The organism is Actinomadura livida (assembly GCF_014648675.1).
GTDB classification, from domain to species: domain Bacteria; phylum Actinomycetota; class Actinomycetes; order Streptosporangiales; family Streptosporangiaceae; genus Spirillospora; species Spirillospora livida.
On record NZ_BMRO01000025.1, the window covers coordinates 1 to 18,962 of the forward strand.

Consider the following 18,962-nt stretch of genomic DNA (forward strand, 5'->3'; position numbering starts at 1 on the left):
GCGGGTCGGTGCACATCTCTTGCGGCACGTGTATGCCACACCGGTCAGATTTTGAGGTGAGACGCCGCCCCTCCCTGCCGCCCGTGAGGACCTGGAGGCCTCATCGGCCAGAAATATGGTGCCGTGTTGGTCCTTGTGGGTATGGGGGGTGCTGGTTGGCGTCGTTTCTTGGTCGTCTTTTGGGCCACGCCGCCGGGCCCGTCGCGAGCGGGTTGGCCAAGCCAGTCTCGCCCAGCGCCCGCCCCGGCCAGGATGCACGGGTCACCGTGGCCGCTCTGGTCCTATGGAGCCGTAGGCGCAGGCGCCGTTGAGGCCGTTCAGGGAGGCGCCGGTCCGCGGTCTGCGGCCGGCGCCTCTGCGCGTCACGGGGCCGTGGCCGGGCGCCTGCGGGACGCTGCGGGCGAGCAGCTCGGCCCGCATGCTGCCGCAGCCGGGTGAGACAGAGATTGCTGGGGAGGGAGTGCGGCGCCTTGTGGTGGACGAGCCTGGTGGGTGTCTCGGCCGCCTAGGCGAATCGCCGCAGTTGCTCAAGAAGGCCGTGGATGCTTCCGAGCTCTAGGTGATCTCGGGAAGTGAATTGCCTGTTCGAATGCGCCGGAAGGACGGGGGCGTGCGGACTCAGTGGCTTTCAGGTGGCGGGGCGGCCGAGTTCGAAGTGCAGGACCGTCTTCAGGTCGGCTGTGCGGTTCTGGATGTCGATGGCGCCTGCGGCGTCGAAGTCGAAGTAGGCGTGGAGGGTGGCGGGGATGTGGTCCTGGGTGGCTTGGCCGAACTCGATGCGGTGACATCGACTGGGCAGTGGGAGGCGACGAGATAGATGGAGCCGTCGATGTAGCCGTCCTCTGGGTTCACTGGGAAGGTGAAGGTGCGTTGGCTCAGACCGGTCAGTTCGGTGGCTGACAGGTGAATGTGATCGAGTGATATTTCCGTCTTGACGAGTTCTGGCCCGCCGTCGCCGGGTCGGAAGGTGGCGGGCTCGTACTCGTCGTCCGCAGAGAAGGGCTCAAGGGGAATCGTGATGTGCCAGGTTCCAGCGACCGGATGGTCTAGGGTGGCCGGCCAGTAGCAGATGGTTCCGGGCTTGAGCTTGAGGAAATCGTCGGTCAGTTCGATCACGAGAGAAGTGTGTCAAAGGATCTGAGTGTGGGGCTGGCAAGGCCCGAACAGGTCCTGGCAGTGGATCCCGGTCACTGTCCGGAAGTGGTTGCCGTTCGCGGACGGTTGGGGGCTGTCTGCTTCGTGGTACCTTCGCCTGCAGCGTCGCGTGCTGGTGGCAGGCCGTGCCAGGCATGGAGGCGCCGGACCGAAGGGAATCGACGACGATGATCGTCGTACCTTCGCTCTCCACCTGTGGGTGAGGGCGAGAAGACCAGGCTGGTGGCCTGGAGCAATGAATTGCGCCGCGTGCATGACAGGCTTCGCGAAGCGCTGAAGGTGACCCGGCACGCATTGGCCGCTGGTGAGCAGGCCGAGTCGGCGACCAGGGATCTGCTGCTGTTCTGTCACGGGTTCTGTGCTGCCTTGAGTGCGCACCACGTGGGCGAGGATCGTGACCTGTTTCCCGCTATCGCCGAGCGGCATCCCGAGCTGGGTGAGACGTTGCGGTACCTGCGGCAGGACCATTCGATGATCGAGCACCTGCTGACCGGGCTCCAGGCTGCCGCGGCTCGCGCGGCCCCGCCTGCGGAACTGGATAGGCACCTGGAAGGGCTGGCGGCGATCATGGAGTCGCATTTCCGGTACGAGGAGCGACGGTTGCTGTCCGTCCTGGAGACACTGGCGCTGGACGCGGACCCCGACGCAGTGCTGGGGCCTCTGTGACCGTCCCAGCGGGCGTCAGTTCGGACGACGTCCGGCGGCCTCCGCTGTATCGCGGGACGTCCGCGAACCGGAGCGGCTGGTGCGGTGGCCCGGGAAGCATGTTCGGCATGAAGAATCGCGCGGGCGTCCGTTGCCGGTGGCCGTCGTGTCGGTGCTCTGTGGCTTGTGGCCGTGCGGCGATCGGACGCGGCGGTGCCGTCCGTTGCACTTCTTCGAAGGGGTGCGGTACGTCACCGCGAGCCGCCTAGCCCGGGGTCTTCCACGGAGCCGCCCACCTGCACCTGCGTCTTGGGCAGCACCGCCGACTCCCTTGGTATGGACGGCGCTGCGTATCGCCCACCTTGACCTGGACTTCGAGGTGCAGGGGGCGACCGAGTTGGTCGACCGCCTCACCGTGATGGCCGCTCGGCTCCTAGGCAAGCCGGGGATCGCAGACGAGCACCACCGGCAGGACGTCCTGCCCCGGGTCAGCCGCGTTCCGACAGCACAGCGCCACGATGCCGGGATGGTGATCGTCCGCCAAGACCACCCACCGCGAAGCCGTTTGCCTTGAGGGCCATCAGGATCGTTAGCGGGACTGTTTGGTGTAGTCGCGGGTGTACCAGCGCTCCGGACGCACCCGTGTCAGGACCATTTCCCCGGCGACGTCCTTCGTCGCCTCCAGGTACTCGGCGCCGCCTTCGGCGCCTAGGTAGCGCTCGGCCAGTGCGCGGCGGTCCTCGGGACGGGCCGGGTCCTCGAACCCGATGACCGGTCCCTCCACCGAGGCGTACCGGTAGGGCAGTGCGGCCTCCTGAACCACCAGGCTCACCCGGCCCGCCGCCCGGATCAGGGCCATCTTGCGGCTGTCGCGGCCGGTGATGAAGGTGATCTCGCCGCCCGGCTCGTAGGTGTACCAGACGGGCAGTGCCAGCGGCGCCCGGCCGGCCTCGTCCGCGACGCTCAGAATGCCCACGTACGTGCCGGCGAGGAATGCCTCCCGCTCGGCCGCGCTCATCACCAGGGTCATCACGGCTCCTCTCCGCCGATCTCCCAGCATGCCCGAGACCCGGCGTTCCGACGATACGGCGGACCAGGGCGCTCTGCTCCTGATCTGATGAGTGGACACTTCCAAGGGCCACATGGCGCATGTAACGCATGGAGTTGAACAGTATTCAGTGGCGTCCTTTTCATTCGGGTGCTTGTGAGCTGGCACGGTGAGCTGGGCAGGCGCGACCGCTTATTGCCGTAGGTACCAGTCGCCGCATGTCCTGGACGAGATCGCCCGCAGGTGCTCCCAGCCGCCTCCGCCGCTGGATGGCGTCACGGGCGAACTGGACGCCTTGGTCGCCGCCCTCCCGGCCAAGGACCCGGCGGCCCCGCCCCGGTGACGTCCTCGGCGTCTACCGGCGCCTGTGCCCCTGGATGCGGGAGCCGACCCCGATCCCGGGCTGGACGTCCCGCGACCTGCCGATTGCCCCCGCCCACCTGGGAGAACGGCGAGGGATCCCGGTGACCGCCTGTTTGCCGTGCGTGTTCGCGGGTAGCCCGGCGTTCGTCAGTGGAGCGGGGCCACTGGCGGAGCCGCGGCAGGGGGAGTTGGCGGTGGGGATTCCGGGGGCGTCCCTGGTCAGGGCGGTGGCGCACGCGCCGGTCACGCTCGTGGACGCGGGCGCCCGGCGGGTCTCCGAGGGGGCCGGTGCGCTCGCGACGCTGGCCGGTGGAAGGCCCCGGCGGCGCGTGTGGATCGGCGAGGGGCGCGCTCACATCCAGGTGAACGGGCTGTCGGGGGCCGGAGGCCGGCACCGGCGGTACGTGGACGCGTTGACGGGCGCGCTGCGGCGGCTGGACGGGGTGAACTGGGCGGAGGTCAACGCCGTCACCGGCCACGTCCTGGTCGCCTTCGCGGAAGCCGAGGTCGGCCTGGACGCGTTGATCGAGACCGTCCGCGACGTGGAGGAGGCGCACAGCGCCGCCCGGCCTGACGCGCAAGCCGCCCAGAAAGGCGTGCACGCCGCGCCGCCCGATGACGAGATGGCCTGGGCGGCGGCCATGTCCGCCCTTGTCGCGGACTGCGCGGGTGCGGTCGGGGCCGTGGCCGGGCGGCTGCTCGTCCTGCCGCCCATTCCGAGCCCGGTGCGGGCGGCGGTCTCGGTGGCGGACGCGGCGCCCCACGTGCGGCGGATGCTGGACCGGTCGCTCGGCGGCATGCGCACCGACGCTCTGCTCGGCACCGCCAACGCCGTCCTCCAGGGCGCAGGGCAGGGCATCGCCCCGCTCGCCACGGACGCCGTGCACCGCGTCTTCCAGCTGTACGAGGTCGCGGCCCGCCGGGACGCGTGGCGGCGCCGGGAGCCGGACCTGGCGGCCGGGCCGCAGCCGCAGGAGTGCGGTGCCCCGAGGCGGCGGCCGTGCCCGCTGCCGGACGGTCCGGTGGAGCGGGCCGCGAACCGCACCGAGCTGGGGCATCTGCTCGGCGGGGCCGGTGTCTTCGCGGCCACGCGCGACATGTCCGCCGCCGCCGAACTGCTGCTGGCGACCATGCCGAAGGCCGCGCAGAACGGGCGGGACGCGTTCGCCTCCGTGCTGGCGCACGACCTGGCCCGCCGCGGCGTGGTGGTGCTGGAACCGGGCGCGGTGCGCAGGCTCGACCGCGTCAGCGCGGTGGTCATCGACTCCGCGGTGCTGTGCAGCGGGGAACTGCGGATGCTGTCCGCGACCGGCGAGCGCTTGGACGACACCGACGTCTGGCGCACCGCGGGCGCGCTGATCGCGGGCCGCGCCGCCGGGGACCGCCGCCTGGTGAAGGTGTCCGGCACCCCCGCCGGCCCCGAGGGCATGACCCTCGACCTGCTGGACGAGCGTGACCGGCTGTGCGGGCAGGTCCTGGTGGGCTGCGCGCTCGACCCGACGGCCGAGGGACTGCTCGCGGCGGCGCACCAGGCGGCCGACGTGGTCGTCCTGACCGAGCACGCGAGCACCCGGGAGCTCGTGGCCTGGGGGGACGACTCCCCGGTGACCGTCGACGACCTCGCGGACTCGGTGCGGGCCCTGCAGCAGGAAGGTCATGGAGTCCTGGTGATCTCGCGCGGGCAGGACCGGGCGCTGGACGCGGCCGACGTCGGCGTGAGCGTCCTCTGCGAGGGCGGATCGGTGGACTGGCGCGCCGACCTGGTCTGCGGGCCGGAGCTCGCCGACGCGTGGCGGGTGCTGGCGGCCGTCCGGCCCGCGCGGCGCGCGAGCGAGCGCGCCGCGGAGCTGTCGCTGAGCGCGTCGGCGCTCGGTGCGCTGCTCATCGCGGGCGGGCGGCCCCGGCGCCGCGGGCTCGCGGGCTGGCGGGAACTGCCGCCGGTGCACATGGCGGGCATGATCGCGATGCTGACCAACGCCGTCAGCGCCCGGCGGCTGGACCACCGTCCGCCGCCGCCGCCCGTCGTCCGCGACGCCTGGCACGCCCGCACCGCAGAGGAGGCGTACCGGCGGCTGTCCCGCGTCCCGTCCGCCGGGCCCGCCGCCGAGTCGTCCCGGCCCGCGGGCGCCGGGGCGCGGCTGGCGGCGGCGGTGCGGCAGGAACTGGACGACCCGCTGACGCCCGTCCTCGCCCTGGGCGCGGCGGCCTCGGCCGTGGTCGGCTCCAGCGTGGACGCGCTGCTGGTCACCGGGGTCATGACGGGCAACGCGCTCATCGGCGGCGCCCAGCGGATGCGCGCGGAGCGGGTGCTGGGCGACCTCCTCCTGGGGCAGCAGGTCAGCGCCCGCCGCCTGCGCGCCGCACCCGACGCCGCCGACTCCGAGGCGTTCGCGCGTCTGCGGTCGGCCGACGTCGAGAAGGTCTCCGCGGGTGACCTGCGGGTCGGCGAGATGGTGCTGCTCCGGTCGGAGGACGTCGTCCCGGCGGACGCCCGCCTGCTGTGGGCGGAGTCGCTGGAGGTGGACGAGGCGACGCTCACCGGCGAGTCCGTGCCGGTCGGCAAGGACGTCGAGCCGGCACCGGGCGCCGACCCGTCCGACCGGCACTGCATGGTGTACGAGGGCACCACGGTCGTCGCCGGCGAGGCGGTCGCGCTCGTCGTCGCCACCGCCGACGCGACCGAGGCCGGACGCGCCGCCGCGCTCGCCGGGGCGATGGACGCCTCGTCCAGCATGCAGGCGCGGCTCGCGGAGCTCACCCACGAGGCGCTCCCCGCCACCGTGCTCGGCGGCGCCGCCGTCACGACGCTGGGGATGCTGCGCGGGCTGTCGCTGCGCCGCGCCCTGGGCTCCGGCGTCGCGGTCGCGGTGGCCGCCGTCCCCGAGGGGCTGCCGCTGGTCGCCACCCTGTCCCAGCTCGCGGCGGCGCGGCGGCTGTCCGGCCTCGGGGTGCTGGTCCGCTCGACGCGGGCGCTCGAAGCGCTCGGCCGCGTCGACACCCTGTGCTTCGACAAGACCGGGACCCTCACCGAGGGGAGGCTCCGCCTGGTCGCCGCGGCCGGTCCGGCACGCCCGCTGTCGCTCACCGGGGCGGCCGGGCAGCGCATCCTCCGGACGGCCGTGCGCGCCTCACCGCCGCCGCGCGGGACGAAGGCCCCGCACGCCACCGACCGGGCCGTCCTCGACCGCGCCGCCGACCTGCCGCCGGACGACCGCTGGTCGCTGGACGAGGAACTCCCGTTCGAGGCCACCCGCGGGTTCTCCGCTTCGCTCGGGCACGACGGCGACCGGACCGTCCTCGCGGTCAAGGGCGCGCCCGAGGTGCTGCTCGGCAGGTGCGCGCTGATCCACGCCCCGCGCAGCAGCGCCGACGCCGACGAGCCGCTCACCCCGGCCCGGCGCCGTGCCGCCGCCGCGACCGTCCGGCGCCTCGCGGGGCAGGGGCTGCGGGTGCTCGCGGTCGCCGAGCGGCCCGTCCCGGACCCGGCCGCGTTCCAGGGGGAGTTGGCCGACCACGTCGAGGACCTCACGCTGCTCGGCTTCATCGGCATCGCCGATCCGCCGCGTCCCACCGCCGAGGACGCGGTGCGGCGGCTGAACGACGCGGGCGTGCGGACCACCATGATCACCGGCGATCATCCGGCCACCGCCGCCGCGGTCGCCGCGCGGCTCGCCATCCCGGGCGCCGGCCGGGTCGTCACCGGGGCCGAGCTCGACGCCATGTCCGCCGGCGAACGGCTCCGTGCGGTGCAGCGTGCCGCCGTCTTCGCCCGCGTCTCCCCTGCCCAGAAGGTGCGCATCGTCAAGGATCTGCGGCGGGCCGGGCGGGTGGTCGCGATGACGGGCGACGGCGTGAACGACGCCGCCGCCATCCGCCGTGCCGACGTCGGCATCGCGGTCGCCGGACGCGGCTCCGGCGCGGCCCGCAGCGCGGCGGACCTCGTCCTCACCGCGCCGGACACCGCGCTCATCCTGGAGGCGCTGCGCGAGGGCCGCGCCCTGTGGCACAGCGTCCGCGACGCCGCGGCCATCCTCGTCGGCGGCAACGCGGGCGAGGTGGCCTTCACCATCCTCGGAACGGCCCTCAGCGGGAACGCGCCGCTGAGCACCCGGCAACTGCTCGTCGTCAACATGCTCACCGACATGCTCCCCGCCCTCGCCGTGGCCCTCACCCCGCCCACCCCGCCACCGACCACCGCAGACCAGCAGGACGCGGACCAGCGCGAGGGCGAGCAGCGCGGGGCCGATGAGCTTGGTGCGGCGCCGAGTCGCGGGTTCACGGGGGAGGACATGCGGCGCGTCCTCTGGGTGCGCGGCACCGCCACGGCCGCGGCCGCGCTGGTGAGCTGGCAGACCGGGCGGCTGACCCGGCTGGTCCCCGGCGGCCGCCGCCGGGCGTCCACGATGGCGCTGGCGTCCCTGGTCGGCGCCCAGCTCGGCCAGACCCTCATCGCCCGCTGGCGCAGCCCGCTCGTCATCGCCACCTGCGTCGTCTCGGCCGCCGCCCTGTTCGCCGTCGTGGAACTGCCGGTCCTCAGCCACTTCTTCGGCTGCACGCCCCTCGGCCCCGGCGCCTGGGCCATCGTCGTCGCGTCGGCCGTCGCGGCGACCCTGGGCGCCGCCCTCGCCCCTCGCCTGCTCCCGCCCGCGGCGACCGGCTGACCAGCGCCGCGGCCCGGAGATGTCACACCTGATCGTTAAGCGCGGTCTATACGGGGCATACGGAGCTTTTCAGGTACGAGTGGGGGGATGAAATGACCATTGCAGCTCGGAAACCGCGGTCCCGTGTCCGGAGCGGCACCGGAAGGGGCCCCTGATGCCGACGATGACGGATCCGGGGGCGGACCACGAGCGGCAACGCTTCGAGCGGGACGCGATGCCCTACATCGACCAGCTGTACGCCGCCGCGCTGCGCATGACTCGCAACCCCACGGACGCCGAGGACCTCGTCCAGGACACCTACGCCAGGGCCTACGCGTCGTTCCACCAGTTCAAGGAGGGGACCAACCTGAGAGCCTGGCTGTACCGCATCCTGACCAACAACTACATCAACGAGTACCGCAAGCAGCGGCGGCGGCCCACCGAGGCTCCGGGCGAGGAGATCGAGGACTGGCAGCTCGCGGAGGCGGCCTCGCACACGCCGGGCGGCCTGAAATCGGCCGAGACCACCGCGCTGGAACGGCTCCCCGACTCCGAGGTGCGGCAGGCCCTCGCCGACCTGCCCGAGGAGTTCCGGCTGCCCGTCTACTTCGCCGACGTGGAGGGCTTCTCCTATAAAGAGATCGCAGAGATCATGAGCGTCCCGATCGGCACCGTCATGTCCCGCCTGCACCGGGGGCGGCGCCGGCTCCGCACCCAACTGGAGGACTACGCCCGCGAACGCGGTTTCGTCGCTGTGTCATAGCAGTCCAGCCCACTTCACTCGCCGGCGCTCGCTACGTGACCTGGCCTGGGCGAGCGCGGCATCGCTTCGCGATCTTCCCGGTAGGGGCTCGCCTTCGGCTTCGCCCCCACCGGTCAGGTAACGCGCTCGCGTGCGTGGCCGGGGTCGGGCGTGGGGGCGCGGGCAGGCCTCGGGGTAGGCCCTCGGGTTGGGTGTGGGTCAGGCGTAGGGAGGGGCTGCGGCGGTTATGGCGCGGGCCTGGGCGATCGCCTGGGCGGCCCAGGCGCTCGACTGCGGGCCGGGCGGGAACTGGGCGGTGTGGTGGAAGCCGGGGCCGGTCACGGAGATGGAGACGAACCCGAGGTAGCGGGTCTCCTTCATCAGCAGGAACAGCAGGCCCAGCAGGCAGAACCAGACGAAGATGACGGTGAGGATGATGCCCGCCGTGGAAATGCTCTCGGTGATCTGGGTCGAGTCGTGCACGGTCCACTGGGCGCCGTGCAGCGGGTACTGCCCATGGGGCAGGATCACGTGCGTGCTCGTCAGGGACATGTCACCGATCTGCAGCAGGACGGGCTCGGTGCCGCTCTGAGGGTACGGGTACATCCACTCACCTCTACTCAAGGCAGCCACCCGCTGCACCGGGATCACCCCATGCTATTGCGCATCCCGGATCGGGGGCAGCCGTCCGGCCACGGCCGGTCACCGACCGTGCAATGGCGGCGACGCCGTCCGCGGTGACGGGGCTGGACGCGTTCCCGCGTAGGCCGAGGCCGTCGAACGGGCCTTGCACGGTCAGTCCGTCCGACTGGCTGGGCACCGTCCAGAGGGTCATGGGGCCGGACGCGTTCAGCGGTCGGCTCGACCAGACGTAGGTGTCCGCCTCGCCCGCGGCGGTGACCCAGCTTTTCCGCGCCTGGAGCCGGACGAGGTCGCCGCCCGCGCGGCCGGGGCGATGACGGTGTCGATGACCGAGGTGAGGGGATCGGCTACGAGGGCATCGGCCGTGTGGGGATCAGGGTCGCCGAGACCGGTCGTGCGCTCGGTGGACGGGGCAGAACTCACAAGACCTCCAAGGTGGACGCAGTGGGCGCCGCGATCGCGGTGCGTGCGTGGGATGCCGTGCGTGGCGTTGTGCGGACCGGTCTCCGGCGGGTCCCGGCCGTTGAACACGGGCACCATTCCCGAGCGCTTCCCCGGGCAAGCGCTCCCGGAGGAAAGGTGATCGAAAGGTCTCGTCGTGGTGCGCCCCCGCTTCCCCATATAGTTGACACTGACTATTTGGATGTGGATAGTTGAACTTGGCTATGGAAGGTTCGGTGGATTCGGTGGCTTCGGTGGAGAAGCGGCGCAAGGTGGGCAACCCGTTGGCGCTGGCGGTGCTCGCCTGGCTGATGCTCGGGCCGATGCACCCCTACGAGCTGGCGCGTCGGCTGGAGGAGAGCGAGCAGGACCGCAACATCAAGTACAACCGCGGCTCGCTCTACATGGTGGTGAAGCAGCTGGCCAAGGCCGGGTTCATCGCCGAGCAGGCGACCGTCCGCGACACCCAGCGCCCCGAGCGCACGGTCTACGCGCTCACCCCGGAGGGGCGGGCGGAGATGCGCGACTGGCTGAGCGAGCTGGTCGCGCGGCCGCGGCACGAGTACCCGCACTTCGGCGTCGCGCTGTCGCTGCTGGCCGTGCTGCCGCCGGACGAGACCGTCCGGCTGCTCACCGCGCGGAACGCCGCGCTGACCGCCGAGATCGCCGAGATCCGCGGGCGGGCCGACGCCGCCATCGCCCAGGGCGTCGAGTGGGTGTTCCTGGTCGAGGAGCGCTACCGGGCCGCCCTGCTGGAAGCCGAATCCGGGTTCGTCGCCGAGCTGATCGAGGCGATGCGGGACCCGGACCACGTCCGCAAGTGGCACGAACAGTTCGGGAGCCGATCATGACTGCAGCGAGGACGGCCCTGGTCATCGGCGGCGGGATCGCCGGCCCGGTCACCGCCATGGCGCTACGGAAGGCCGGGGTCGAGGCGACGGTGTACGAGGCGTATCCGAGCGCGGCCGACGGCGTGGGCGTCACGCTCACCGTCGCGCCCAACGGGCTCGCCGCCCTGCGCGTCATCGGCGCGGAGGACGCCGTGCTCGGCATCGGCCAGCCGCTCACCCGCGCGCAGCTGTGCGACGGGCGCGGCGAGCGGCTCGGCGACCTCCCGGGCCTGCCGGGGCTGCCGCCGAGCCGCGGGCTGTGGCGGGACGAGCTGTGCCGCGTCCTGCACGAGACCGCGGAGGCCCAGGGCGTCCGCGTCGAGTACGGCAAGCGGCTCGTCGGCGCCGAGGAGTCCCCGGAGGGCGTCACCGCCCACTTCGCGGACGGCACCAGCGCGACCGCGGACGTGCTCGTCGGCGCCGACGGCATCCGCTCCACCGTCCGCACGCTGATCGACCCGGCCGCGCCCGAGCCGGAGACGACGCGGCTGCTCAACTTCGGGGCGGCGGCGGACATCGCGGTCCCGGCCGACCGCGAGTCCGCGTACTTCGTGTTCGGCGCGCGCGGCTTCTTCGGCTACTGGGTGCAGCCCGACGACCGCACCGCCTGGTTCGCGAACCTGCCCCACGACCGGCCGCTGTCGTCGGCGGAGGCGCGCGCGACGGCCAAGGCCGACTGGCTCGCCCGGCTGCGCGACCTGTACGCCGGCGACACGCCCTGCCGGGAGATCCTCGCGCACACCGACGCCGACGCCCTGACCGTCCTCGGCTCGCTGGAGAACATGCCCAAGGTGCCGGCCTGGCACCGCGGCCGGATGGTGCTCGTCGGCGACTCCGCGCACGCACCGTCGTCCAGCTCCGGGCAGGGCGCCTCGCAGGCCATAGAGAGCGCCGTGCAGCTCGCCCGCTGCCTGCGCGACCTCCCCGACCCGCAGAGCGCCTTCGCCGCCTACGAGCGGCTGCGCCGCACGCGGGCCGAGAAGGTCATCGACCGGGGCAACAAGACCAACAACAGCAAGACGATGGGCCCGGTCGCCAAGAAGATGATGAAGCTGATGATGCCGCTGATGATGAAGACGTTCCTCAACCCGGAGAAGACCCTCGGCCCGGAGCAGCGCTACACCATCGATTGGGACGCCCCGGCGACGTCCCCTGAGAAAGTGCCAGCGTAGGGGGGTAGGGAGGTTCTATAGGGCGTGGGTGAAAGTGTGGGTCCGGCCGCGCTCGACAAAGGTGACTTCTCCCGCCAGGCCGCGCCGGTCGAGTTCCCGGCGGAAGTCGTCCAGTGACGAGCTGAACACGGTGTAGTCGTCGTAGTGCACCGGGACGGCATTCGCGGGACGGATCGTCTCCAGAAGGTCGGCGCCTTGTGCCGCGTCCATGGTGACGATGAGCCCGCCGGGCAGCTTTGTGCCGCCCATATGGAGGATGGCCAGGTCGATGGCGGGATTTCTGCGGGCGATCTGCTGGATTCCGTCGAACATCAGGGTGTCCCCGGTGATGTAGAGCCGGAACTGGACGCCGGTCTGGGCATCACCGCCCGCCGGGCCGAACTCCAGCAGGCTGCCCATCACCGGCGGCAGGAGCAGCCGCGCGGGGCCGGGCGCGTGCCGGCCGGGCATGGACGTGATGCGCAGTTGCGCCCCGTCCTTCACGAGGGTGTGCGACTCCCACGTGCGCAGGCCGACCGCGTGGCGGAACCGGTGCCATCCCTGGAGGCGCCGGGCCGCGTGCGGGGTGGTGACGATCGGCAGGCCCCGGTCGAGCTTGGCGCGGGCGACCCGGTCCCAGTGGTCGCCGTGCAGGTGGGACAGGACGACCGCGTCCAGCCGCGGGAGTTCCTCGATGCGCAGCGCGGGGTCGGTGAGACGCCGCGTGGTCAGCCCGTTTCCGAGGTACGCGCGTTGCCCGCGATGCAGGAAATTCGGGTCGGTGAGCAGCGTGAACGGCCCGCAGCGCAGCAGCGCCGTCGCGTTGCCGATGAACTGCATCGTCAGTTGCCTGAGCGCGAGATTCGGCGCGGTTTTCATAATCGTTCCTCCCCCGAGTGCTTCGATTGCCGGGTCATGCCCGTGTGAGGAGGGGTGATGCCCGCCGATGCCGGTCCCGGCGGAACCATCGCGGGCCAGGGGGACATGTTTCATAATTCGTGCATCACAAGTTGCGGCGACGGAGGCAAAACGGTGAGCGAGACCGAGCAGGCCCCACCCGGCGTGGACATCACGGTTCCCAGCCCGGCCCGGATGTACGACTACATCCTCGGCGGCACCGACAACTACGAGGTCGACCGGCAGGCCGTGGAAACGGTCCGCAAGCAGATGCCGGAGCTCGAGGACGCGGCGTGGGCGAACCGCGGATTCCTGCAGCGCGCCGTCCGGTGGCTGACCCTGCAGGGCGTGCGGCAGTTCATCGACATCGGCGCCGGGCTGCCGACGATGAACAACACCCATGACGCGGCGCAGGCCGTCGCGCCCGACGCGCGGGTCCTGTACGCCGACAATGACCCGCTGGTCACGGCGCACGCCAACCGGCTGCTGGCGAACTCGTCCGGGACGGCGTTCATCACGGCGGACTTCCGGGACCCGGACGGCCTGCTCGGGCACGAGGTGACCCGGGCGACGATCGACTTCACGGAGCCGGTGGCGCTGCTGGCCGTCGCGCTGACCCACTTCGTGCCGGACGAGGACGACCCCTGGGGCCTCATCCGGCAGTACATGGACCGGCTGGCGCCCGGCAGTTACCTCGCGCTGTCCTCGATCACCAGTGACCGGCAGATGGACAAGGCGGTCGGTACGGTCCGGGAGGTGTACTCGCGGTCCACGGCCGGCGCCAGGCCGCGGAGTCTCCGGGAGATCGAGCGCTTCTTCACCGGCCTGGAGATCGTCCCGCCGTACGAGGGGGCCGCCGCGAGCCTCACCTACGTCGGCCTGTGGGGGGCCGAGGACCCGGAAGAGGCCGACAGTGAAGGCTCCCGCTGGGGCTACTGCGCTGTGGCGAAGAAGACAGGGTGAGCAGGGCACGGTCGGGACGAGCACGGTCGCGACGAGCACGGTTGGGACGAGCACGGTCGGGAGAGGCACGGAGAGGTGTGGAGAGAGGTACGGAGAGAGGCGGGGGAGGGGGCGCGATGAGGAAGCCGACCGTGGCTGAGCTGGGCGTCGACCCGGCCGCCCTGGACTGGAAGCGCTCGGGAACGGACGAGGGCTCGATCGAAGTCGCTTTTGTCAATGAATGGATACTTCTGCGCACTTCAGGGGAACTCATCTCGGTTTTCGACGAGCACGAGTGGGCCTGCTTCCTGGACGGCGTGAAGAACGGCGAGTTCGACCGCGCCGCGTCCTGACCGAAATCTGTGATTCACAAATTCGGAAGGCGTATGATGATGCTGGCCGCGTGTCAAGAGAGCGAGTCTCAGGGGAGCGCGTGTCAGCGGAGCGCGGGTCAGGGGAGGTGGTTCCGATGAGCGAGGCTTACGGAGCCACGATCGCGAAGCGGGGCCTCGCGCGCCGCCTGCGGGAGCTGCGCGTCGAGGCGGGGTACACCGCCAACCAGGTGTGCGACCGGCTGAACTGGGGCCGGGGCAAGGTCGGGCGGTTCGAGGCCAACAACTGGGTGCGGCCCGAGCTGAGCGACATCCGCGACCTGGCGCGCATCTACCAGGGAAGCGACCTCCCCGAGCTGGAGGAACTGGCCGGGCGCGCGCGGCGGCGGGCCTGGTGGCGCGAGTACTCCGACGTGTTCGAGAACGAGTTCCCCGGCTACGAGGGCGACGCGCGGGAGATCCGGGTGATCATGCCGCTGGTCCTGCCGGGGCTGCTGCAGACCCTCCCGTACATGCAGGCGCTGCTCGCGTCCGGGTCGAAGCCGCCGGAGTGGCGCGAGCGGGCGCTGCGGGCGCGGCTGCGCAGGCAGCAGATCCTGGAGCGCGACGACGGCACCGCGCCGATGCTCATCGCGGTGCTCACCGAGGCGTCGCTGCTGTACGAGTGGGGCGACGCGGGGGACCGCCGCGCCCAGCTCCGCCACCTGCTCGGCATGGGTGCGCGCACCAACGTCGAGCTGCGGCTCCTGCGCCTGTCGGACGGCCTGCACCCCGGCATGGCGACCCTGGTCAACATCTTCCGCTTCCCCGGGGACGAGCCGCCCATGGTCTTCCTCGAGAACGACGCCGACATCCAGGAGATCGACACCCCCGGAAAAGTGGAGGCCTATGACCGCATCTTCGAGCAGATCCGCGCGGCGGCGCTGAGTCCCGCCGACACCGCGGAGCACCTGGAGAAAATGATCGCGATGCTGGAGTAGGAGCGTATGGACCTCTCTCAGGCACGGTGGTTCGAAGCACGGTGGTTCAAGGCCACCGCCAGTGCGAGCAGCAACGGAGGCTGCGTCGAGGTCGCCGACCTCGACACCGCCACCGGGCTGCGCGACAGCAGGACGCCCGAGGCCGGGGCGCACGTCGTGGCCCGGCCCGTGTTCGCCGCGTTCCTCGACGACGTGCGGGCGGGCCGCTACGACCGCTGATCAGGCCCGAAGGATTGGGCACTGATCGGGCCGCACACCAGGTCCCCCAGGGCTGCACCCCTGGGGGACCTTTCACGTGTGCGGCCCTCTCTCAGGCGTCCTCAACGCTACAGCGCCGGCGCCGGCCGGTCTCCGCTCCGCCGGTACGCGCTCGCCGCACCCGGTGGAAACGTGTTTTGTATGGCTTCAGGCGCATTAGTGAACGTCTCAATCGTGCTCGTACCACCTTCGTCGTGTGCCGGGTCTCCCGGCCTGGAATGTGCGAAGCTTGCATCTGTGAATCACACATAGCGACTCGCGAACCATGAGGGTTCATGTCGCGATTGTCGGAAATGCGAATAGGCGGCGGCAGGACTCCGTGAACACTGAGGGTGGCGTCATGACGGAGACCGCGACGGCTCGCGGAATTCCCTGGAGACTCGAGACCGGCGGCTGCGCGGCGCTCCCCCTACCGGGGGACGAGACCATCGCGGCCGTGGCGCGCGCACACGTCACGGGTCTGCTCCCAGCGCTCGGGCTATCGGTCGACGACGTCGACGACGTCGCCCTGATGGTCAGCGAACTCGCCACCAACGTCCTGGACCACGCCATCCCCGGGAGCGGGCCTTCCAACGCCGAACTCTGGGTCTACCAGAGGGGCGACGGGCGCGGCCACGACGAACTGGTCGTCAAGGCGTTCGACACGCTCAGGGAATGGCGCGGGCACCCGGGCGGCCCCGGCCGGATGCGCGAGCGCGGCCGCGGCCTGGAGATCATCGACATCCTCGCCGAGGGCCGGTGGGGGCACCACCCGTCCCGGTCCCGGCTCGGCTCCCCGGCCCTGCGCGGCAAGGCCACCTGGTTCGCCCTGCCGATCCCGCGCACCCGCATCGCGCGCACCCGCCGCCATGTCCGCATGCCGCGGGGCGAGGCGCAGGCCGTGAAGGTCCTTCACTCACTGCTCGTCCAGCGCGGCATCGACCGCTTCTCGACCAGGCACGAGCCGGGTGTCTCCGTCCTGTCCTGCGACGACCTGTGGGTGCGGTGCGAGGACGGGACGTTGCACTGGCGCGCCCGCACCGGGGAGGCCGGCGAACTCCCGGTCGCCGACATCACCGAGGTCGGCGAGCAGATCGTCCGGCTCTGCGAGGCGATGGACGACGTCCACGTGGCCTGACCGTACGGGGGGGACGGTCAGGCCACGTGGCCCTTCCCGGCGACCCGGCGCCACGCCGCTTCGCCGGCCGGTCACATCAGCCGGTCGCTCAGCCGGCCACGTCCTCCCGGACGTGCCGCGCCGCCGCCACCAGGTTCCGCAGCGACGCCTCCGTCTCCGGGTAGCCGCGGGTCTTCAGCCCGCAGTCGGGGTTGACCCACAGCCGCGCCGGCTCGACGGCCCGCAGCGCGCGCCGCAGGTTCTCCTCCATCTCGCCCGCGGCGGGCACGCGGGGCGAGTGGATGTCCCACACGCCGGGCCCGATGCCGTTCGCGTACCCGGCGGCGCGCAGGTCGCCGACCAGCTCCATGTGCGAGCGGGCCGCCTCCACGCTGGTGACGTCGGCGTCCAGCGCCCCGATCGCGCCGATGATCTCGCCGAACTCCGAGTAGCACATGTGCGTGTGGATCTGGGTGGTGTCGGCGACGCCCGACGTGGCCAGCCGGAACGCGCCGACCGCCCAGTCCAGGTACGCGGGGCGGTCGGCGGCGCGCAGCGGCAGCAGCTCGCGCAGCGCGGGCTCGTCGACCTGGATGATCCGGATCCCGGCCGCCTCCAGGTCGGCGATCTCGTCCCGCAGTGCCAGCGCGACCTGCCGGGCCGTCTCGGCGAGCGGCTGGTCGTCGCGGACGAACGACCACGCGAGCATCGTCACCGGGCCGGTCAGCATCCCCTTGACCGGCCTGCTCGTCAGCGACTGCGCGTACGTCGCCCACTCCACGGTCATCGGCCGGGGCCGCGCGACGTCGCTGTGCAGGATCGGCGGGCGGACGCAGCGCGTCCCGTACGACTGCACCCATCCGTGCTCGGTCGCGGCGTACCCGTCGAGCTGCTCGGCGAAGTACTGCACCATGTCGTTGCGCTCCGGCTCGCCGTGCACGAGGACGTCGAGGCCGAGGTCCTCCTGCAGCGCGATGACGCGGGCGATCTCGTCCTTCATCGCCCGCTCGTACTCTGCCGCGGTGATGCGCCCGGCGCGGCGGCCGGCGCGGACCCGGCGGATCTCGGGGGTCTGCGGGAACGAGCCGATCGTGGTCGTGGCGAGTTCGGGCAGGCCGAGCGCCTCCCGCTGGGCGGCGAACCGGGTGCCGCGGTCGCCGCGCCGCGCGTCGCCGATCGAGTCCAGCCGCTCGCGGACGCCCCGGTCGATGCCCGCGGCCGCCGGGGTCGCCGGTGCCTCCGCCGCGGCCGGGACGTCCTCGCTCAGGGCCCGTCCGACCGCGATGACCTCGGCGACCTTCTGCCGGGCGAACGCGAGCCGTCCCCGGACGTCCGGGTCCAGCGCGGTCTCGGCCTCCAGGTCGATCGGGACGTGCAGCAGCGAGCAGGACGTGCTCACCACCAGCTGATCGACGAGCCCGAGCAGCGAGGCGCACGTCGCCCTGGCCCGCCGCTGGTCGGCGCGCCACACGTTGCGGCCGTCCACCACGCCCGCGACGAGCGTCTTGCGCGGGAGGCCGCCGACGGAGGCGAGGACGTCCAGGTTGCCGGGCCCGGCGACGAAGTCCAGCCCGACCGCCTCGACGCGGCTGCGGGCCAGCCGCCGCAACGCGGCCGCGCCGATCGTCCCGAAGTACGTCGCGACCATCAGGCGGGGCCTGCTGGTCAGCCGCCCGAGCCGCGTGTAGGCGCGGGCGAGGGCGTCGATCTCCTCCTCGGTGCGGTCGGCGACGAGGGCGGGCTCGTCCAGCTGCACCCACGCCGCCCCCGACCCCGCCAGGCGCTCCAGGACCTCGGCGTACACGTCGACGAGCCCGTCGAGGAGGTCGAGCGGCCGGAAGCCCTCCGGCGCGTCCGGCGCGGGCTTCGCCAGCAGCAGGTACGTGAGCGGCCCGACGAGCACCGGACGCGTCTCGATGCCGAGCGCCTTGGCCTCCCGGTACTCGGCCAGCGGCTTCGCGGCGGCGCCCTCGGCCAGCCGGAACCGGGTGTCCGGCCCCAGCTCGGGGACGATGTAGTGGTAGTTCGTGTCGAACCACTTGGTCATTTCGAGCGGCGGGACGTCCTGCACGCCCCGCGCCATGGCGAAGTAGCGGTCGAGCCCGGTCAGGTGCCTGTACCGGTCGGGGACCGCGTCGACCAGCACGCTCGTGTCGAGGACCTGGTCGTAGAAGGAGAACGTGTTCGACGGGACCGCGTCCAGGCCCGCGTCGCGCAGCTCGGTCCAGACCGCCGCGCGCAGGTCGGCCCCGGTTTGGGCGAGCGCGTCGGCGCCGGCGCGTCCCGCCCAGTAGTCCTCGGTGGCGAACTTCAACTCCCGGCGCGCCCCGATCCGGGGATATCCGAGAATCGTGGTTTTCATGGAGATCGTGGTTTTCATGGAGGCTGTGTTCATGGCGGCTTCCCTCGCTGTGCCACGGGCGGCCCGCAAGAGGAGTGCGCACGATGCCGTGCCGCAGACCTTCCCGCGAGGCCGCCGACCGCCGCGTACCGGCCGGTACACGGGCGGAGGCAGGTCTTCGGACTCGCGGGCACCGCCTCTTCCGAGGCGTCCTACTGGCCGTCGCTTCCCAGGCCCGCGTGGGCCCAGTGCGTGATGACGGCGGTCGTTCCCGCTCACCGCTGCGGGGCAGTCCCGGATTCGCACCGGGTTCCCTCTTACGACACCCGCGGCCCTCACGGGACCCGGGTGAACCATCCGCACGAAGAAGTCTAACCCCGCCCCCGCTTCGTTGACTTG

Annotated in this window: 15 protein-coding genes and 1 riboswitch; of the genes, 10 read left to right on the forward strand and 5 right to left on the reverse strand. The window is 72.0% G+C overall.

All coding sequences use genetic code 11. The features are described from left to right. Positions 1 to 669: 669 nt before the first annotated feature. Positions 670 to 1,116: a hypothetical protein gene (locus IEZ03_RS35655; protein ID WP_184879210.1), complete on the reverse strand. Its 447-nt coding sequence runs from the start codon at positions 1,114 to 1,116 to the stop codon at positions 670 to 672. A gap of 234 nt (positions 1,117 to 1,350) precedes the next feature. Between IEZ03_RS35655 and IEZ03_RS35660 the strand changes: the two genes are divergently transcribed. After that, positions 1,351 to 1,821 carry a hemerythrin domain-containing protein gene (locus tag IEZ03_RS35660; protein ID WP_184879212.1) on the forward strand — a complete coding sequence of 157 codons (471 nt, stop codon included), beginning with the start codon at positions 1,351 to 1,353 and terminating at the stop codon, positions 1,819 to 1,821. Between the two features lie 568 nt (positions 1,822 to 2,389). Here the strand turns inward: IEZ03_RS35660 and IEZ03_RS35665 are convergent. Next, positions 2,390 to 2,830, reverse strand: coding sequence for a pyridoxamine 5'-phosphate oxidase family protein (locus tag IEZ03_RS35665; RefSeq protein WP_184879214.1), 441 nt, complete (start codon positions 2,828 to 2,830; stop codon positions 2,390 to 2,392). A gap of 575 nt (positions 2,831 to 3,405) precedes the next feature. On the opposite strand from IEZ03_RS35665, the gene IEZ03_RS38745 reads away from it, so the two are divergent. Beyond that, positions 3,406 to 7,872, forward strand: coding sequence for a cation-translocating P-type ATPase (locus tag IEZ03_RS38745; protein ID WP_184879216.1), 4,467 nt, complete (start codon positions 3,406 to 3,408; stop codon positions 7,870 to 7,872). 154 nt (positions 7,873 to 8,026) lie between these two features. Beyond that, positions 8,027 to 8,614, forward strand: coding sequence for a sigma-70 family RNA polymerase sigma factor (locus IEZ03_RS35675; RefSeq protein WP_184879218.1), 588 nt, complete (start codon positions 8,027 to 8,029; stop codon positions 8,612 to 8,614). 198 nt (positions 8,615 to 8,812) lie between these two features. Here IEZ03_RS35675 and IEZ03_RS35680 read toward each other — a convergent pair whose 3' ends face one another. Continuing rightward, positions 8,813 to 9,199 (reverse strand): hypothetical protein, encoded by a 387-nt coding sequence (locus IEZ03_RS35680; RefSeq protein ID WP_221480522.1) that lies wholly within the window; start codon positions 9,197 to 9,199, stop codon positions 8,813 to 8,815. A 713-nt stretch (positions 9,200 to 9,912) separates the two neighbouring features. Here IEZ03_RS35680 and IEZ03_RS35685 point away from each other — a divergent pair. Together IEZ03_RS35685 and IEZ03_RS35690 are read left to right on the forward strand one after the other, a co-directional pair. Beyond that, the gene (locus IEZ03_RS35685; RefSeq protein ID WP_229808789.1) at positions 9,913 to 10,527 is read left to right on the forward strand and encodes a PadR family transcriptional regulator; all 615 of its coding nucleotides are present in this window, start codon (positions 9,913 to 9,915) and stop codon (positions 10,525 to 10,527) included. Then, complete coding sequence (locus IEZ03_RS35690) at positions 10,524 to 11,738, forward strand: FAD-dependent monooxygenase (protein ID WP_184879221.1); 1,215 nt, start codon at positions 10,524 to 10,526, stop codon at positions 11,736 to 11,738. The genes IEZ03_RS35685 and IEZ03_RS35690 overlap by 4 nt, the downstream gene beginning before the upstream one ends. A 15-nt stretch (positions 11,739 to 11,753) precedes the next feature. Here the strand turns inward: IEZ03_RS35690 and IEZ03_RS35695 are convergent, their stop codons facing one another. Continuing rightward, the gene (locus IEZ03_RS35695) at positions 11,754 to 12,596 is read right to left on the reverse strand and encodes an MBL fold metallo-hydrolase (protein WP_184879223.1); all 843 of its coding nucleotides are present in this window, start codon (positions 12,594 to 12,596) and stop codon (positions 11,754 to 11,756) included. Between the two features lie 153 nt (positions 12,597 to 12,749). Here IEZ03_RS35695 and IEZ03_RS35700 point away from each other — a divergent pair, with 153 nt between their 5' ends. From IEZ03_RS35700 to IEZ03_RS35720, 5 genes are all read left to right on the forward strand, one after another. Beyond that, positions 12,750 to 13,577 (forward strand): SAM-dependent methyltransferase, encoded by an 828-nt coding sequence (locus IEZ03_RS35700; protein ID WP_184879225.1) that lies wholly within the window; start codon positions 12,750 to 12,752, stop codon positions 13,575 to 13,577. A 131-nt stretch (positions 13,578 to 13,708) separates the two neighbouring features. Then, positions 13,709 to 13,909 (forward strand): hypothetical protein, encoded by a 201-nt coding sequence (locus IEZ03_RS35705; RefSeq protein WP_229808790.1) that lies wholly within the window; start codon positions 13,709 to 13,711, stop codon positions 13,907 to 13,909. 116 nt (positions 13,910 to 14,025) lie between these two features. Further along, positions 14,026 to 14,868, forward strand: a complete 843-nt coding sequence (locus tag IEZ03_RS35710) for a helix-turn-helix domain-containing protein (protein ID WP_184879230.1) — start codon at positions 14,026 to 14,028, stop codon at positions 14,866 to 14,868. 6 nt (positions 14,869 to 14,874) lie between these two features. Continuing rightward, complete coding sequence (locus tag IEZ03_RS35715; RefSeq protein WP_184879233.1) at positions 14,875 to 15,087, forward strand: DUF397 domain-containing protein; 213 nt, start codon at positions 14,875 to 14,877, stop codon at positions 15,085 to 15,087. A gap of 379 nt (positions 15,088 to 15,466) precedes the next feature. After that, complete coding sequence (locus tag IEZ03_RS35720; RefSeq protein ID WP_184879236.1) at positions 15,467 to 16,243, forward strand: ATP-binding protein; 777 nt, start codon at positions 15,467 to 15,469, stop codon at positions 16,241 to 16,243. An 88-nt stretch (positions 16,244 to 16,331) separates the two neighbouring features. Here the strand turns inward: IEZ03_RS35720 and metE are convergent, their stop codons facing one another. Continuing rightward, on the reverse strand, positions 16,332 to 18,584 hold the full coding sequence (gene metE, locus IEZ03_RS35725) for a 5-methyltetrahydropteroyltriglutamate--homocysteine S-methyltransferase (protein WP_184879239.1): 2,253 nt from the start codon (positions 18,582 to 18,584) through the stop codon (positions 16,332 to 16,334). 131 nt (positions 18,585 to 18,715) lie between these two features. Next, positions 18,716 to 18,937, reverse strand: a riboswitch (cobalamin riboswitch). Positions 18,938 to 18,962 lie beyond the last annotated feature (25 nt).

Bases quoted from the DNA above. Each gene is read 5' to 3' on its own strand.
- IEZ03_RS35665 (WP_184879214.1), bottom strand. From the start codon at position 2,830: ATGACCCTGGTGATGAGCGCGGCCGAGCGGGAGGCATTCCTCGCCGGC.
- IEZ03_RS35675 (WP_184879218.1), top strand. From the start codon at position 8,027: ATGCCGACGATGACGGATCCGGGGGCGGACCACGAGCGGCAACGCTTC.
- IEZ03_RS35680 (WP_221480522.1), bottom strand. From the start codon at position 9,199: ATGTACCCGTACCCTCAGAGCGGCACCGAGCCCGTCCTGCTGCAGATC.
- IEZ03_RS35690 (WP_184879221.1), top strand. From the start codon at position 10,524: ATGACTGCAGCGAGGACGGCCCTGGTCATCGGCGGCGGGATCGCCGGC.
- IEZ03_RS35695 (WP_184879223.1), bottom strand. From the start codon at position 12,596: ATGAAAACCGCGCCGAATCTCGCGCTCAGGCAACTGACGATGCAGTTC.
- IEZ03_RS35710 (WP_184879230.1), top strand. From the start codon at position 14,026: ATGAGCGAGGCTTACGGAGCCACGATCGCGAAGCGGGGCCTCGCGCGC.
- IEZ03_RS35715 (WP_184879233.1), top strand. From the start codon at position 14,875: ATGGACCTCTCTCAGGCACGGTGGTTCGAAGCACGGTGGTTCAAGGCC.
- IEZ03_RS35720 (WP_184879236.1), top strand. From the start codon at position 15,467: ATGACGGAGACCGCGACGGCTCGCGGAATTCCCTGGAGACTCGAGACC.
- metE (WP_184879239.1), bottom strand. From the start codon at position 18,584: ATGAAAACCACGATTCTCGGATATCCCCGGATCGGGGCGCGCCGGGAG.